This is a genomic window from Streptomyces sp. Ru72 (assembly GCF_002920635.1).
GTDB lineage: Bacteria > Actinomycetota > Actinomycetes > Streptomycetales > Streptomycetaceae > Streptomyces.
Map to the genome: position 1 here is coordinate 1 of NZ_PQSR01000062.1, position 14,839 is coordinate 14,839.

Here is a 14,839-nt window from a genome sequence, read left to right on the forward strand (position 1 = left end):
GTCACCACGAGGGTGCGCCCGCCGTGGCGGGCCGCGGCCACGAGGGTGTTGCCCGCGTGGCTGGTGTAGCCGTTCTTGATGCCGATCAGCCCCGGGTAACGCTCGACACCGTCGGCGCCGGTCAGCAACCGGTTGGTGTTGCGGATCCCGTACGACCCGCCGTCGCCGGGGAACGTCGACTCCGCCAGGGAGCAGTACCGGGCGAAGTCGGGATTGCGCAGCCCTGCCCTCCCGAACACCGCGAGGTCGTAAGCCGACGACACCTGCCCGGGGGCGTCGTAGCCGTCCGGCGACACGACCTGGGTGTCGTAGGCGCCCAGTTGCCGCGCCTTGGCCTGCATCCGGCGGACCGTGGTCTGCACGCCGCCGTTGAGCGCGGCCAGCACATGCACCGCGTCGTTGCCGGAGTGCAGGAAGACCCCCTTCCACAGATCGCTCACCCGGTAGGTGAGCCCCTCTCTGACCCCGACGAGGCTGCTGCCCGGCCCGATGTCCGCCAGCTCCCGCTCGGTGACGGTGTGCCGGGTGCCGGCGGGCAGCGCCGGCAGCACGGTGAGCGCGAACAGGGTCTTGAGTGTGCTCGCGGGCGGCAGCGGACGGTGCGCGTCGTGCGCGGCGAGCACGTCACCGGTGTCGGCGTCGGCAACCAGCCACGACAGCGCCGAGACAGAGGGGACCTCGGGGGCTCCCGCGCGCGGCCGCACCTGAGTGCCGGGCCCGTACAGGAGCGGCGAATACGACGCGGCGGGCCCGGGAGCGCCCGAGCCGGTGCCCGTCAGAGCGGCGGCGGGCAGCGGCGTGAGGGCCGACATGCCGACCGCGCCGAGTGCGCAGCAGGAGAGGAGGGCGCGAGTGGAGAATCCGATGGTCATACCGTTCACCGTAGGAACGGTGAGCGGGCCTCCGCCCGGTCGGCGTGAGCCGAGTGGGGGCATCGTGCACCCGGATGCCTGACGCCGGGACGTGTTCGGCCGGCCGGATCAGCCGGACGGCAGCGTGGGCTGGACCTGACGCAGGAACGCCGCGTTGTCGGGCGTCGCCCGCAACCGCTCCAGCAGGGTCTCGACGGCGGGCTGCCCCTGGGACTGCAGCGCGCGGCGCAGCCCTCGTACGGTTGCCAACTCGCCCGGAGCCAGCAGGAGTTCCTCTCGGCGGGTACCGGACGCGGCGATGTCGACGGCCGGGTGGATACGGCGGGCGGCCAGGGCGCGATCGAGGCGCAGCTCCATGTTGCCGGTGCTCTTCAGCTCCTCGAAGAAGAACTCGTCGGCCCGGGAGCCGGTCTCGACCAGGGCGGTGGCCAGGATCGTGAGCGAGCCGCCCTCCTCGGCCAGACGGGCGGCGCCGAAGAAGCGCTTCGGGCCGTGCAGGGCGGATGCGTCGACGCCGCCGCTGAGGGTGCGGCCACCGGAGGCGGCCGCGTTGTTGTGGGCCCGGCACAGCCGGGTCAGAGAGTCCAGCAGGACGACGACGTCCCGGCCCTGCTCGACCAGTCGCTTGGCGCGCTCGACGACGGTTTCGGCGAGCGCGATGTGCTGCTTCGGCGTGCGGTCGAACGTGGAGGCGTACACATCACCCCGCACCGAGCGCCGCATGTCGGTGACTTCCTCGGGCCGCTCGTCGAGCAGCACGACCATCAGGTGGCACTCGGGGTGGTTCCCTGCGACGGCCGCGGCGATCTGCTGGAGCAGCACGGTCTTGCCGGTCTTGGGCGGGGCGACGATCAGCCCGCGCTGGCCCTTGCCGACGGGTGAGAGAAGGTCCATCACGCGTCCGCCCAGGCCCGACGCCGGGTGTTCGAGCCGCAGCCGCTCACGCGGGTGCAACGGGGTGAGGTCGCGGAAGTGCGGACGGCCTTGTAGTTCCTCGGGGAGCCGGCCGTTGACCAGCGCGACCTCGGTGAGGGAGCGCCCGGCACGGGTGCCGGCGAGAGCGTCGCCCCTGCGCAGCCCATGACGGCGGATCAGGGCGGGTGACACGGGAAGGTCGGTGGGCGAGGCGAGGCAGCTTTCGGCACGCAGATGCCCCTTCCCTCCGGCCTCGATGTCGAGGACTCCGGTGACGGTCCGAGGCGTCCGCTCCTGCTGGATCGGGGGGTGTTCGAGTGTGGTGGTCATGGAAGGCCTTTCAGGAAAGGGAGGGAAGGAGGGAAGGAGGGAAGGAGAGAGCCGGGAGGCGGCAGGGTCACGCCCCGCGACGGCGAGGAACGGCACCTCGGGTACGGCGTACAACGCACTGCCTGACGAGGTGGTGTCGGAAAGCCGGTGCGCCGGTCGGCAACGACGGGCGGAACGGCGAACGGGGAGAAACAGGCACCGGCGCCCCGGACGGGGCGTACACGAATGCTCACCGCACTGTAGCACTCGGCGGTTCTGTCGGGGAGAACACGGACGGGACGCGGTCTGTTCCCCGCTCAGGTGACGTCCGTGTCGTCCTGCGGAAAGCCGTACCGCCCGAGGAGCCGGACGAAGCAGGCCGCGGTCACGATCCGCCACTGCCGCAGCCCGGACGCGGTGCGCACGAAGCACACCACCTGCTCGTGCCCGCCCGGCCCGACCGGCTGCACAAGACGGCCGGACGGCCGTAGCTGCGCGACCAGCGGCTCGGGCACGTCCGGGAACGCGGCCGAGACGATCACCGCGTCGTACGGGGCGCGGTCGGGCACACCGCCGCTGCCGTCACCGACCCGCAACTCCACGTTCCGCACGCCCTGTCCGGTCAGATTGCCGCGCGCCTGCCGGGCGATGTCCGGTCGCATCTCCACGCTGACCACGTCGCCGGCCAGCCGGGCGAGCAGCGCGGTCTGGAAGCCGAGACCCGTACCGACCTCGAGGACGTGCTCGCTCCCGCTCAGCTCAAGGCTCTCGATCATCGCGGCGGACAGTGACGGCTGCGTGGTGACCTGCCCCTGCCCGATCGGAACGGGTGCGTCCCGATAGGCGGCGGCCGCCTGGGCGGCGGGGACGAACCGGGCCCGGGGCGTCGTCCGCACGGCCTCCAGCAGCCGCTCGTCCCTGATCCCGGCGGCTCTCAGGGCCCGTACGAGATCTTCGGGGCTGCTGGGTACGGAGTGCACGGGGGGCTCACCACCCTCACTGCCAGCGTATACCTGCGCTACGAGCCCCGATGGCGCCGCTTCTCGAGGAAGCGAGAGTCCACCGCCCGCCGGGCACTGTCGACTCCACCCCGGATACCGCCGGCGCCCGATCGGTGGCGGAGAACCCGTGACTCGCCTCGCCGCTGCGCGGGTTGACGACCACCGGAAAGCGGCCGCCTCGGACGGGTGTCCGATGTATGGCACCTCCCGGGAAGCCGCCCGATGCGAGCGGTGGGGGACGATCCCTTCCCGGGGTCGGTGCTGTCTTAAGCTGATGCCGATGTTCTCACCGCACGGTCCCACCCTCCGCGAGCTGACCGTCCAGGCGCTGTCGTCGGTCGAGCGCGGCTACGACCTGCTCGCGCCCAAGTTCGACCACACGCCCTTCCGGACTCCGGACGCCGTCCTGGACGCCGTCGAAGGGGAGCTGAAGGGTATGGGGTCCTTCGCGCACGGGCTCGACCTGTGCTGCGGTACGGGCGCGGGGACGGACGTGCTGCGCACGGTCTGCCGCGAGAGCGTCACCGGCGTCGACTTCAGCGCGGGCATGCTGTCCGTCGCACGCGCACGGGTACGGTCCGACGGACCGCCGCACGTCGCGTGGGTGCGCGGTGACGCCCGCGCCCTGCCGTTCGGACCCGTCTTCGACCTGGCGGTGAGCTTCGGCGCGTTCGGCCACTTCCTGCCGCGCGAGCTGCCCGGTCTGTTCGCCGAGGTGCACTCCGTCCTGCGGCCCGGCGGACGGTTCGTGTTCCCCATCGGCGCCCCGCCGTCCCCCGCCTCGCCCTGGTACTGGGCGCTGCTCGGCTTCGACACCGCGATGCGGGTGCGCAACGCCCTGTGGCGGCCCTCGTTCGTCATGTACTACCGGACGTTCCGCTTCGGTGACGTCCGGCGCGAGCTGACCCGCGCCGGATTCACCGTGGAGCACCGGGCGCTGACGGACTTCGGCCACCGGCCCGACGGCAGCCCGCGCTGCCGGCTGATCGTGGCCACCCGGACCTGACCGGGCCCGCGCCGGCCTCGGCCGGATCTTCCCGGCGTCAGAAACGCGACGGCAGCCAGCGCAGCTTGACCCCCTGCTGGTGGGCGCCCCCGCCCTCGTGGTCGTTGAAGTCGTACACCTCGATCGTCTTCTCCTCGTGCGCCCACGCGTTGAACGCGGCGAACACCGTCGACGGCGGACACGTCTGGTCCTCCAGCGCCGCCGAGAACAGCGCGGGCGCCCGGCCGCGCGCGGCGAAGTGCACGCCGTCGAAGTACGACAGCGTCCGCATCACCTGCTCGGTACGGCCGCGGTGCGTCTTGAGGTAGCTGCCGATCTCCCGGTACGGGTGGCGGTCCGTGATCGTCGTCGCGCGCGGGAAGTCGCACAGGAACGGCACGTCCGGCGCGACGGCCACCAGGTCCGGGACGAGACCGCCGACCGCGATCGTGATACCGCCGCCCTGGCTGCCGCCGACGGCCGCGGTACGGGAGGCGTCGGTCAGCGGATGCGCACGGGCCGCCTCCACGGCGCGCACGGCATCCGTGAACACCCGCCGGTAGTAGTAGCTTTCAGGGTCCTCGATCCCGCGCGTCATGAACCCGGGGAAGGACGGTGCGCTGCCCACCGGGTCCGGCGTCTCACCGCCGCCCCACCCGCTGCCCTGCCCCCTCGTGTCCATCACGAAGTGCGCGAAACCCGCCGACGCCCACAGCAGATGCTCGTGCGGAAGGGCACGCCCGCCGCCGTAGCCGACGAACTCCACGACCGTCGGCAGCGGACCCTCGACGGAGACCGGCACGGTCAGCCACCCCTTCACCGGGTGGCCGCCGAACCCGGCGAACGTCACGTCGTAGACCTGAACCGTCCTCAGCCCCGTCTCGACGGGCTCGAAACGGGCGCCCAGGTCGTGCTCGCGGGCCTCCTGGAGCGTCTTCGTCCAGAACGCGTCGAAGTCCGCGGGCTCGGCGGACGCACTTCGGTACTTGCGGAGTTCGTCCAGCGGCAGGTCGAACAGGGCCATGAAAAACCACCTTTGACGTCGGGTGCGGATGATCACACCGTACGGTGGCCGTCACAGACCCGCCAGACCCTCATCGGCCTCCCTGTGAGCGCGGTCAGGCCGTCCGCCGCCCCCACTCGGGCCCGGTGCGGGCCCACTCGGCCTCCCACTCCGCCATGCGGTGCCGCTCGGCGACCCGCCTGGTCACGGCGCGAGCCAGGAGTACCGTCCCGGCCATGCCGCCCGCGGCCCACACACCGGCCGTCAGGGCGTGCTGCCACACCGCGCCGTCACTCGGTGGCGGGGCGACCCCGCGATCCTGGGAGTCCAGCCACACCGGCACCCGGTCGCCGCTGCGCGAACCCGCCGGGACCTCGGCGATCGTGGCCAGCGTGCCCTTGCCCGGCTCGCTCCAGCGCACCTTCGCCGGGAACAGGGGCTGCTTCCCGCCCTGGGTCGCGGGCGCGGCGGCCGGCGCGTCCTCGGCGAGCACCGCGGTCACCTGGTGACGTTCGGCGCGCTGGGCCACCTGCGTGGCGTGCCCCTGCTGGTACGCCCGCCAGCCCACGGCCGTGCCGACGAGCGGCGCCCCGACACACAGCAGCACGGCGACGATCAGCGCCGTCCACGCCTCGACGACATCGCAACGGCGGCGCAGCGGATTGCGCTTCCAGCGCCAGCCGCGCACCCGGGTTCGCATCTCGACCTCCTTGCCGCCGTGCCCCGCCGACGGGTCGGTGCGCGGCGGGCGTCGCCACTTAGCGCAGGGCCCGGGGTACCTTCCGTGGCCGGGGGCGGACCGTCCCCGGCGGAACGTGTCCGACACGAAGCGGCGTGTGAAGCGGCTTTTATGCCCATTCTCCCTCTCGGGCGAAGTTCCCGGACCTGTGGCCACGAAACCTTGGCCGCCACCGCGGCGACACCCCGCTCCCGGTGCGCCGGGACGCTCTCCGGGGCCGGTCGTTGCAGGCGTATGAACTCTCCCGGCGCCCGGGAATAGCCGCCCGGTGATCTTCCTTGCGCTGTAGTGGCCGGGACCGGTGGCTCCTGCGACGGGTGGTCCGGCGACAGCGAAGGAGAGTGAGGCAGGACATGCCCAAGGCGTACGCATACACCCGCTACGGCGGCCCCGAGACGGAGACGTTCATCGACGCGGACCGGCCCAGCCCCGGCCCCGGACAGCTCCTCGTCGCGGTGCGGGCGGCGGGCGTCAACCCCGTCGACTGGAAGCTGCGCTCGGGCTTCCGGCGCCCCGGCGACAGCGGCACGCCCGAGTTCCCGGTGGTGTTCGGCAGCGAGGCCGCCGGCGTCGTCGAGGAGATCGGCGAGGGCGTGACCGGTTTCGCCGTCGGGGACGCGGTGTTCGGCAACACCGTGGCCGGCGGATACGTCGAACATGCGCTGCTGCCCGCGACGGTGACCGCGCATGTGCCGAGCGGCCTGTCCCTCACGGACGCAGCGGTCCTGCCGGTCGCCGCGGCCACCGCCTACGACGGCATCCGGCAGCTCGGCCTGCCCGCCGGTGCGACCCTGCTGGTCACCGGCGCCGGCGGGGGAGTCGGCGTCGCGGCCGTGCAGATCGCCCGCGCCTTCGGCCTGCGCGTCGTCGGCACGGCGAGCGAGGGCAAGAAGGACTTCGTCGAGCAGCTCGGCGCCGTCCACGTCCCCTCGGGCACGGATCTCGCCGCGCGGGTGCGGGCGGCCGCACCGGACGGCGTCGACGGCGTCTACGACCTCGTCGGCGGCGACGTGCTGGAGGAGACGGCGACCCTGCTGACCGACCGCTCCAAGCTGATCACGGCGGGGGCGGTCCCGGAGGACGTCGAGCGGCTGGGCGGTGCACGGGTGGAGCGAGCCCGTACCGCGGCAGTGCTCGGAGAGGTGGCACGGCTGGTCGTGGCCGGCGACCTGAACCCGTATGTCACACGGACCTTCCCGCTCGAACAGGCCGGGGAGGCCCTGCGCCTGGTGGAGGACGGGCACGCCCGCGGCAAGGTCGTGATCGAGGTCGCGGCATGAGTGAGAACGTGCTCGACAACCCGGCGCTCACCTCCCTCACCGGCCCGCACGCCCACTTCGCGGAGCGCCGCGGCCGCATCCTGCGCTACCCCGTCGACGTGTCGCCGTGGGTCGCTCTGCCGGACGATCCGGACGCCGACGACTGGGCCGACCTCGCGGCACTGGCGGGTCCTGGCGCGCAGGCCCCGCTCCCCGGCTTCCGCGGGGAGGTCCCGGACGGCTGGGAGATCACCTTCGCCCTGGACGGCGTGCAGCTCGTCGACGACGGGATCGCCGCCGCGCCCGACCCGGAGGCCGTACGGCTCACTGCGGCCGACGTGCCCGAGATGCTGGACCTGGTGGCGCGCACGCGGCCCGGCCCGTTCCTGCCGCGCACCATCGAACTGGGCACCTACCTGGGCATCCGCCGGGGCGGGGCGCTGGTCGCCATGGCGGGCGAACGGCTGCACCCGCCGGGCTGGACCGAGATCAGCGCCGTGTGCACCGATCCGGCGTTCCGCGGGCAGGGCCTGGCCACCCGGCTGGTCCTGGCGGTCGCGCACGGCATCCGCGAGCGTGGCGAGACCCCGTTCCTGCACACCGGCGCGGGCAACACGGGCGCCATCCGCCTCTACGAGTCCCTGGGCTTCCGCCTGCGGCGGACGACGAGGTTCCTGTCGGCGCGGGTTCCCGAGCGGCTGGGGGACGAGCAGGTGGTGGGGACCTGACGGCGGGCCCCGGGGGTTCGCCGCAGGCGGGCCTCTCCCGTCGCTCGCCGTCAGCCTGCTGCCGGGGTGGGCGGCCCGACGGGTGTGGTGGCGGCCGCGGCGTTGTAGCGCAGCAGGTAGGCCGCGAAGCGTTCCAGGTCCTGCTCCGGCCAGCCCGCGAGCCGCTCCCGGAAGGCCTCCCGGCGGCTCTCCGTGACCTGGGCGAGAATCCGCGTGCCGGCCTGGGTCAGCCGCAGCACCTGGACCCGGTGGTCGTCCGGATCCTGCCGCCGCTCGATCAGCCCGGCCCGCTCCAGCGCGGTCACCTGCCGGCTCACCGTGGACTTGTCCAGGGCGTAGTGCGCGGCCAGGTCGGTCGCCCGGCAGCCGCCGCTCTCCTCCAGGTGCCCGAGCAGCGTGTACGAGACCAGGGACAGCTCCGGGTGCATACGGCCGGCCGAGGCCCGGGCGCGCCGGGCGAACACCGTCATCTCGCGCTGAATGGTCTCGACGGCGGCGTCCGCGGCGGACGCGGCGATGGCGCGCTGTGTCTGCACGGGGACCTCCCTCGTCGCTCAGTTGTAGAATACAACTTGAGCCGGCGCGGTCGTCTCCGCGGGGGCGTCTCCGCGGTCGAAGGGGGCTTGCGCGAACGTCCCTCCTGCTAGGGTGTTCGTCCTGGCCGCGGACCGTCCCGGCCGGTGTGGCCGAGGAGGTGAGTCCCATTACCGCTGTGTCGGCTCGGGTGCTCTCCCACCTCAGGACGGCGCGGACCACCGCCGCCGGCTGACCGCGAGCGCGCCCTTCGGTCCACCGGAAGGCTTTCTCGGCTCCATGCCACCACTGTCACGTTCCCACCTCGTCTCCGCGCTGCGTTCCGCCGGCTGTGTCTTCGCCGAGGACGAGGCGGAGTTGATCCTGTCCACCGCCCGCACGCCCGACGAGGCCGCGCGCATGGTCGACCGGCGCATCCTGGGGCTTCCCCTGGAACACGTCCTGGGCTGGGCCGAGTTCCACGGCCTGCGCATCGCGATGGAGCCGGGCGTCTTCGTGCCCCGCCGACGCACGGAGTTCCTTGTCGAACAGGCCCTCGCCGTCTCTCGCGGCGCCCGTCTCGTCGTGGACCTGTGCTGTGGCTCGGGGGCGGTCGGCGCGGCACTGGCGGCCGGGCTCGACCGGCCCGAACTGCACGCCGCCGACATCGACCCGGCCGCCGTGCGCTGCGCCCGCCGCAACGTCGCCGCGTACGGCGGCCGGGTCCACGAGGGCGACCTGTTCGCCGCGCTCCCGGACGAACTGCGCGGCCGTATCGACGTCCTGACCGCCAACGTCCCCTACGTCCCCACGGACGAGGTCGCGCTGCTGCCGTCGGAGGCCCGCGACCACGAGCCCCTGACCGCCCTGGACGGGGGCCGCGACGGCCTGGAGGTGCTGCGCCGGGTCACCGCCGAGGCGTCCGCCTGGCTGGCACCCGGCGGCCGTCTGTTCGTCGAGACGAGCGAACGCCAAGTCCCCTCCGCGATCGAGGCGTTCACCCAGGGCGGCCTCGACGTCCGGCTCGCCGTCTCGGCGGAGTTCTACGCGAACGTCCTGATCGGCACCCGCCGCTAGACCCGGCAGGCAACGTTCGCCCGTCAAGGAGCGGCGTCCGGTGCCTGCTCTGGGGGCACCCCCTGCTCGAAGAGCTTGGGGGAGTGCCGGGCCGGGCGTCGCGACGGGGCGAGCGTCGCCTGCTGGGGCGCTAGTTGGCCAACGAGTCCAGGAACTCCCGGACGATCGCGTTGAAGGCGTCGGGCCGTTCCATGTTGGGGTAGTGCGCGGTGCCTTCCACGAGCGTGGCCCGGCCGTGGGCGACGGTGCGTACCAGCCGCTCGGCCATGCGGATGTGGTCGGGTGAGTCGACACCGCCGTTGACGGCCAGCACGGGTACCTCGATCTTCGCCGCGCGGGCCCAGGTGTCGGTGAGGCGGACCCAGTGGTCCGGCTCGTCGCGGGTGTGCTTGGCGATCGTCGACCGGGCCATCTCCCGTACCCGCCGGTCGACTTCCGCGTCGACGTCCTCGGCCGTGCGCTGCGGTCCGTACGTGAACCGTGCGAGCGCGTCCACGAAGGCGTCGATGTCGCCTGTGCCGAGCGCCTGCCAGTACGCGGAGTTGGCGGCCTGCGTCCACGGGTCCCGGAAGTCGGGCTCACTCGTGCCGACGCCACTGACGACGAGGGCGCCGACGAGGTCCGGGTGTTCCAGGGCGGTGTCCACCGCGATCGCTCCGCCCATCGACAGCCCGACCAGGGTCGCGGGGCCGGTGCCGAGGTGGCGCAGCAGCGCGGCGAGGTCGTCGGTGTGGCGGAACGGCCGCGTCGCGTTCGAGGACGCCCCGTGGCCGCGCGCGTCCGGGGCGATCACCCGGTGGGTCCGCGCGAACACCGGGATCTGGTCCTCCCACATCCGGTGGTCGAGGAAGCCACCGTCAGCAGCACCAGCGGCGCCCCCGCACCCACGTCGCGGTACACCAGCGGGCCGTCGTCGGTCTCGAAGGTCTTCAGTGTCTCCACCGTGTCCGTCATGACAACCAAGGTGTCAACTTCTCGAGAGTTTGACAACCTAGGTGTCATAATCGGCGGTGTGACCGAACAGAACGCGCCACTCGCCCCGGATGCCCTCGCCCCCCGTCTCATGGAGGTCTTCGCCCTGGTGGGCCCGCTGTACCGGCGGGTGCAGCGCAAGGTGGAGCAGGCCGAGGCGATCGAGGGCGTCTCCGTCGGCGTACGCGCCGTTCTGGCGCTGCTGTGCGGCCACGGGCCCATGACCGTCCCGCAGATGGGGCGCGCTCAGGCGCTCAGCAGGCAGTTCGTGCAGCGGATGGTCAACGAGGCGGCGGCGCGCGGGCTGGTCGAGAGCCTCCCGAACCCCGCCCGCAAGCGCTCCCCGCTGTTCCGGCTCACCGGCGAGGGGCAAGCGGTGATCGACGCCGTCACCGCCCGCGAATACGCCCTGCTGCGGCAGGTGCGCGGCCACCTCACCGAGGCCGATCTGCAGGCGTGCCTGCGCGTGCTGACCGGGATGCTCGACCTCTTCGACGACGTGGACGTGGACTGAGGCGGCCGGTCACTATGACCTCTCCGGGTTTATGCAACTAGTTGCACAAACTGGTGGCCGTCGTCTACAACAGACGCACGACACGCCGCACGGAGGGCCCCATGAGCCGCTACCCGCACCTGCTGACCCCGCTCGACCTGGGCTTCACCACGCTGCCCAACCGCGTGCTCATGGGCTCGATGCACGTGGGCCTGGAGGAGGCCGAGCGCGGCTTCGAGCGCATGGCCGCGTTCTACGCGGAGCGGGCGCGCGGGGGAGTGGGGCTCATCGTCACCGGCGGTATCGCCCCCAACGAGGCCGGGCGCCCGTACGAGGGCGGTGCCAAGCTCACCACCGACGCGGAGGCCGAACAGCACCGCGTCATCACCGACGCCGTGCATCGCGAGGGCGGGCGGATCGCGATGCAGATCCTCCACTTCGGCCGCTACGCCTACCACCGCGACCTCGTCGCGCCGAGCGCCCTCCAGGCGCCCATCAGCCCGTTCGTCCCGCATGCCCTCACCGACGCCGAGGTCGAGCAGACCATCGACGACTACGCGCGCGCCGCCCGCCTGGCCCGGCAGGCCGGGTACGACGGCGTCGAGATCATGGGCTCCGAGGGCTACCTCATCAACGAGTTCATCGCTGCGGGCACCAACCGGCGCACCGACCGCTGGGGCGGCTCCTACGAGAACCGGATGCGGTTCCCGGTCGAGATCGTGCGCCGCGTCCGCGAGTCGGTCGGCGAGGACTTCATCGTCGTCTACCGGCTCTCCATGCTGGACCTCGTCCCCGGCGGCTCGTCCCTGGAGGAGGTCGTCACCCTCGCCAAGGCGGTCGAGGCCGCCGGAGCCACGATCATCAACACCGGCATCGGCTGGCACGAGGCCCGTATCCCCACCATCGCCACCTCCGTGCCGCGCGGCGCGTACGCCTGGGTGACCAAGAAGGTCATGGGAGCCGTCTCGGTGCCGCTGGTGACGACCAACCGCATCAACACGCCCGAGCTGGCCGAGCAGTTGATCGCCGAGGGGTACGCCGACATGGTGTCCCTGGCCCGCCCGATGCTCGCCGACCCGGACTTCGTCGCCAAGGCCGCGGCCGGGCGGCCCGAGACCATCAACACCTGCATCGGCTGCAACCAGGCCTGCCTCGACCACACCTTCAGCGGGCAGATCACCTCCTGCCTGGTCAACCCGCGTGCCTGCCACGAGACCGAACTCGTCCTCGCCCCGACCCGGCTGCGCAAGCGCGTCGCCGTCGTCGGCGCCGGCCCCGCCGGACTGGCCTGTGCCGTCTCCGCCGCCGAGCGCGGCCACGACGTCACGCTCTACGAGGCGGCGGGCGAGATCGGCGGCCAGCTCAACGTGGCCCGCAAGGTGCCGGGCAAGCAGGAGTTCGACGAGACCCTGCGCTACTTCCGCACCCAGCTGGACCTGCGCGGCGTGGACGTCCGGTTGAACACCCCTGTCGCCGCCGGTGATCTGTCCGGATACGACGAGATCGTCGTGGCGACCGGTGTCACCCCCCGCACCCCCGACATCCCCGGCGCCGACCACCCCCGCGTCCTCGGCTACCTCGACGTGCTGCGGGACGGCGCGCCCGTCGGTGACCGCGTGGCGATCCTGGGCGCGGGCGGCATCGGGTTCGACGTCGCCGAGTACCTCACCGACGGCGGCGACAAGGCGAGCGAGGACCCGGCAACGTACTTCCGCCACTGGGGCTCGACATGGACTACCGCGCCCCGGGCGGCCTCGCCGCACCCGAGCGCCCCACCCCGCCGCGCACCGTCCACCTCCTCCAGCGCAAGACCTCCAAGGTCGGCGCCGGGCTCGGCAAGACCACCGGCTGGATCCACCGCACCGAGCTGAAGCACCGGGGTGTGACCATGGTGCCGGGTGTCGGCTACGACCGGATCGACGACGCCGGGCTGCACATCACCGTGGACGGGGAGAGCCGCGTCCTTCAGGTCGACACGATCGTCCTGTGCACCGGGCAGGAGCCGCGCCGGGACCTGTACGAGGAGCTTCTCGCCGCGGGCCGCACCCCGCACCTCATCGGCGGTGCCGACGTGGCGGCCGAACTGGATGCCAAGCGTGCGATCAAGCAGGGCACGGAGCTGGCCGCGGCACTGTAGGAGCCGGAGCCGGTCCCTAGGATGAGGCCATGTCCCTCCCGCACGCGATCCTGACCGCCCTGCTGGAGAAGCCGTCGTCGGGGCTCGAACTGACCCGTCGGTTCGACCGGTCGATCGGCTACTTCTGGTCGGCCACCCACCAGCAGATCTACCGGGAGCTGGGACGCCTCGAGAGCGACGGCCTGATCCGCGCCCTGCCCGCCGAACAACCGGCCCGCGGGCAGAAGAAGTCGTACGAGGTCCTGCCGGCCGGCCGTGCCGAACTCGCCCGCTGGACGGCCGCCTCCCAGGACCCCAAGCCCCACCGGGACGTGCTGCTGCTGCGCCTGCGCGCCGCCGCCGTCGTCGGCACCGAGGGGATGGAGGCGGACCTGCGCCGCCATCTCGACCTGCACCGGCGTCAGTTGGCCGAGTACCGGGAGATCGAGGAACGTGACTTCGGGCCCGGACGTGACGCGGCGCGGGACCGCCTCCAGCACCTCGTGCTGCGGGCGGGCATCGACCTGGAGACCTTCTGGATCCAGTGGCTCACCCATGCCCTGGAGGAGTTCCAGGAGCTGCCCGCACCCGATTAGCGGATCCGTCCGCACCCGGACAGCCCAACCGGGTCCCGCGGGCGGGGCGGCATTGGCCGGGGCGCGCGCGGGCTACGTATGCTGGTGCCCTGCGCGGCGTGAACTCACTTGCCTTACAAGGCAGTTCGTGCCGACGGCGCGGTCCGCTGTCGTCGCTGATCCCGCGCCGGCGAACGCGGCCGAGGGCCGGGGCCGTTCCGCCCCCGCCCTCGGCCGCACCATCCCGACGACCGGGTGTCCCGTCACTCCTTCCGGTAGGAGTACGCCTCCCTGGCCGCCGCCTCCACCGCCGCCAGATCGGCGCCCGTCGACGCTGTGACCAGCGCGGCGACCGCGCCCTCGACGAACGGGGCGTCGACGGCCCGGGTGTTCGGCGGCAGCTCGTCGCCCTCCGCGAGCAGCGCCTTCACGGTGAGGACCGCGCTGCCCAGGTCCATGAGGATCGCGACCCCAGCCCCCCGGTCGACGGAGGCCGCCGCGGCGGACACCAGCTCGGAACTGGTTCCGAACCCACCGTCCGCCGTGCCGCCCGCCGCGGCGACGGGCGCGGTGGCCCCGCCTCCCGACAGCGCCTTCGCCAGTGTCGCCACCGACTCGGCGACCGCCGGGCTGTGCGAGACGAGCACGATCCCGACCATCTTCTCCGTGACGTCACTCACCGGAGGCCTCCACGAGCGCCGCGATCAGCAGGGCGGAGGAGGTGGCGCCGGGATCCTGGTGCCCGATGCTTCGCTCACCCAGATAGCTCGCCCGGCCCTTGCGGGCCTGCAACGGGGTCGTCGCCACGGCACCCTCCTCGGCGGCGGCCGCCGCCGCCCGGAAGGAGGTGGCGAGCGCGTCCACCGCGGGCACCAGGGAGTCGACCATGGTCTTGTCGCCGGGCGCGGCCCCGCCGAGCGTCATCACCGCGTCCACGCCCGCCCGCACGGCGTCCGTCAGCTGTTGCTCGGTCACCTCGGTGGCGTCCCCGAGAGCCTTGCCGGTGCGGCGCAGCAGCGTCCCGTACAGCGGGCCGGAGGCACCGCCGACCGTCGAGATCAGCTGACGGCCCGCGAGCTGGAGAATCGCACCGGGGGTGTCCGGCGCCTCCTTCTCCAGCGTGGCCGTGACAGCGCGGAAGCCGCGCTGCAGGTTGCTGCCGTGGTCCGCGTCGCCGATCGGTGAGTCGAGCGCGGTCAGCCGCTCGGCCTCGCGGTCGACGGACGCGGCGGCCGCCGTCATCCAACGGCGGAAGAAGTCGGCGTCGAGCACTGCATCTCCT

The 14,839-nt window shown here is 72.8% G+C and carries 14 protein-coding genes and 2 pseudogenes; 7 read left to right on the forward strand and 9 right to left on the reverse strand.

Going from position 1 to position 14,839, the window contains the following annotated elements; all coding sequences use genetic code 11:
* The 3 genes from C3488_RS25270 to C3488_RS25280 form a co-directional block, all read right to left on the reverse strand.
* A partial coding sequence (locus tag C3488_RS25270; RefSeq protein ID WP_103843114.1) for a D-alanyl-D-alanine carboxypeptidase family protein occupies positions 1-872 on the reverse strand: 872 nt, incomplete at its 3' end.
* 108 nt (positions 873-980) lie between these two features.
* Positions 981-2,117 (reverse strand): transcription termination factor Rho, encoded by a 1,137-nt coding sequence (gene rho, locus C3488_RS25275; RefSeq protein ID WP_103843116.1) that lies wholly within the window; start codon positions 2,115-2,117, stop codon positions 981-983.
* 296 nt (positions 2,118-2,413) lie between these two features.
* The gene (locus C3488_RS25280) at positions 2,414-3,076 is read right to left on the reverse strand and encodes a protein-L-isoaspartate(D-aspartate) O-methyltransferase (protein WP_103843118.1); all 663 of its coding nucleotides are present in this window, start codon (positions 3,074-3,076) and stop codon (positions 2,414-2,416) included.
* A 301-nt stretch (positions 3,077-3,377) separates the two neighbouring features.
* On the opposite strand from C3488_RS25280, the gene C3488_RS25285 reads away from it, so the two are divergent.
* Positions 3,378-4,103 (forward strand): class I SAM-dependent methyltransferase, encoded by a 726-nt coding sequence (locus C3488_RS25285; protein ID WP_103843178.1) that lies wholly within the window; start codon positions 3,378-3,380, stop codon positions 4,101-4,103.
* A gap of 37 nt (positions 4,104-4,140) precedes the next feature.
* Here the strand turns inward: C3488_RS25285 and C3488_RS25290 are convergent, their stop codons facing one another.
* Both C3488_RS25290 and C3488_RS25295 read right to left on the reverse strand, forming a co-directional pair.
* Positions 4,141-5,106, reverse strand: coding sequence for an acetylxylan esterase (locus tag C3488_RS25290; RefSeq protein WP_103843120.1), 966 nt, complete (start codon positions 5,104-5,106; stop codon positions 4,141-4,143).
* Between the two features lie 94 nt (positions 5,107-5,200).
* Positions 5,201-5,785, reverse strand: a complete 585-nt coding sequence (locus C3488_RS25295; RefSeq protein ID WP_103843122.1) for a hypothetical protein — start codon at positions 5,783-5,785, stop codon at positions 5,201-5,203.
* Positions 5,786-6,177: 392 nt separating this feature from the next.
* On the opposite strand from C3488_RS25295, the gene C3488_RS25300 reads away from it, so the two are divergent.
* Together C3488_RS25300 and C3488_RS25305 are read left to right on the forward strand one after the other, a co-directional pair.
* Positions 6,178-7,104 carry an NADP-dependent oxidoreductase gene (locus C3488_RS25300; protein ID WP_103843124.1) on the forward strand — a complete coding sequence of 309 codons (927 nt, stop codon included), beginning with the start codon at positions 6,178-6,180 and terminating at the stop codon, positions 7,102-7,104.
* On the forward strand, positions 7,101-7,811 hold the full coding sequence (locus C3488_RS25305) for a GNAT family N-acetyltransferase (RefSeq protein ID WP_103843126.1): 711 nt from the start codon (positions 7,101-7,103) through the stop codon (positions 7,809-7,811). Before C3488_RS25300 ends, C3488_RS25305 begins: the two co-directional genes overlap by 4 nt.
* Positions 7,812-7,861: 50 nt before the next feature.
* Here C3488_RS25305 and C3488_RS25310 read toward each other — a convergent pair whose 3' ends face one another.
* Positions 7,862-8,281 (reverse strand): MarR family winged helix-turn-helix transcriptional regulator, encoded by a 420-nt coding sequence (locus tag C3488_RS25310; RefSeq protein WP_181139189.1) that lies wholly within the window; start codon positions 8,279-8,281, stop codon positions 7,862-7,864.
* A 343-nt stretch (positions 8,282-8,624) separates the two neighbouring features.
* Between C3488_RS25310 and C3488_RS25315 the strand changes: the two genes are divergently transcribed.
* Entirely contained in the window at positions 8,625-9,401 is a 777-nt protein-coding gene (locus tag C3488_RS25315; protein WP_103843129.1) for a putative protein N(5)-glutamine methyltransferase, read from the forward strand.
* A gap of 130 nt (positions 9,402-9,531) precedes the next feature.
* On the opposite strand, the pseudogene C3488_RS25320 reads toward C3488_RS25315, so the two are convergent.
* Positions 9,532-10,355, reverse strand: a pseudogene (locus C3488_RS25320) (alpha/beta fold hydrolase).
* Positions 10,356-10,464: 109 nt separating this feature from the next.
* Here C3488_RS25320 and C3488_RS25325 point away from each other — a divergent pair.
* The 3 genes and pseudogenes from C3488_RS25325 (at position 10,465) to C3488_RS25335 (ending at position 13,578) form a co-directional block, all read left to right on the forward strand.
* Positions 10,465-10,887 carry a MarR family winged helix-turn-helix transcriptional regulator gene (locus tag C3488_RS25325; protein WP_374955457.1) on the forward strand — a complete coding sequence of 141 codons (423 nt, stop codon included), beginning with the start codon at positions 10,465-10,467 and terminating at the stop codon, positions 10,885-10,887.
* A 101-nt stretch (positions 10,888-10,988) separates the two neighbouring features.
* Positions 10,989-13,003: pseudogene (locus tag C3488_RS25330) on the forward strand (FAD-dependent oxidoreductase).
* A gap of 29 nt (positions 13,004-13,032) precedes the next feature.
* A complete protein-coding gene (locus tag C3488_RS25335) occupies positions 13,033-13,578 on the forward strand; it encodes a PadR family transcriptional regulator (RefSeq protein ID WP_103843133.1) in 546 nt (181 codons plus the stop codon).
* A gap of 242 nt (positions 13,579-13,820) precedes the next feature.
* On the opposite strand, the gene C3488_RS25340 is transcribed toward C3488_RS25335, so the two are convergent.
* Positions 13,821-14,237, reverse strand: a complete 417-nt coding sequence (locus tag C3488_RS25340; protein ID WP_181139187.1) for a PTS-dependent dihydroxyacetone kinase phosphotransferase subunit DhaM — start codon at positions 14,235-14,237, stop codon at positions 13,821-13,823.
* On the reverse strand, positions 14,230-14,829 hold the full coding sequence (dhaL, locus tag C3488_RS25345; RefSeq protein ID WP_103843135.1) for a dihydroxyacetone kinase subunit DhaL: 600 nt from the start codon (positions 14,827-14,829) through the stop codon (positions 14,230-14,232). The genes C3488_RS25340 and dhaL overlap by 8 nt, the downstream gene beginning before the upstream one ends.
* Positions 14,830-14,839 lie beyond the last annotated feature (10 nt).

Excerpts from the sequence above, each read along its gene's own strand:
- rho (WP_103843116.1), bottom strand. The coding sequence starts at position 2,117 with ATGACCACCACACTCGAACACCCCCCGATCCAGCAGGAGCGGACGCCT.
- C3488_RS25285 (WP_103843178.1), top strand. The coding sequence starts at position 3,378 with ATGTTCTCACCGCACGGTCCCACCCTCCGCGAGCTGACCGTCCAGGCG.
- C3488_RS25290 (WP_103843120.1), bottom strand. The coding sequence starts at position 5,106 with ATGGCCCTGTTCGACCTGCCGCTGGACGAACTCCGCAAGTACCGAAGT.
- C3488_RS25295 (WP_103843122.1), bottom strand. The coding sequence starts at position 5,785 with ATGCGAACCCGGGTGCGCGGCTGGCGCTGGAAGCGCAATCCGCTGCGC.
- C3488_RS25300 (WP_103843124.1), top strand. The coding sequence starts at position 6,178 with ATGCCCAAGGCGTACGCATACACCCGCTACGGCGGCCCCGAGACGGAG.
- C3488_RS25305 (WP_103843126.1), top strand. The coding sequence starts at position 7,101 with ATGAGTGAGAACGTGCTCGACAACCCGGCGCTCACCTCCCTCACCGGC.
- C3488_RS25310 (WP_181139189.1), bottom strand. The coding sequence starts at position 8,281 with ATGACGGTGTTCGCCCGGCGCGCCCGGGCCTCGGCCGGCCGTATGCAC.
- C3488_RS25315 (WP_103843129.1), top strand. The coding sequence starts at position 8,625 with ATGCCACCACTGTCACGTTCCCACCTCGTCTCCGCGCTGCGTTCCGCC.
- C3488_RS25325 (WP_374955457.1), top strand. The coding sequence starts at position 10,465 with ATGGAGGTCTTCGCCCTGGTGGGCCCGCTGTACCGGCGGGTGCAGCGC.
- C3488_RS25335 (WP_103843133.1), top strand. The coding sequence starts at position 13,033 with ATGTCCCTCCCGCACGCGATCCTGACCGCCCTGCTGGAGAAGCCGTCG.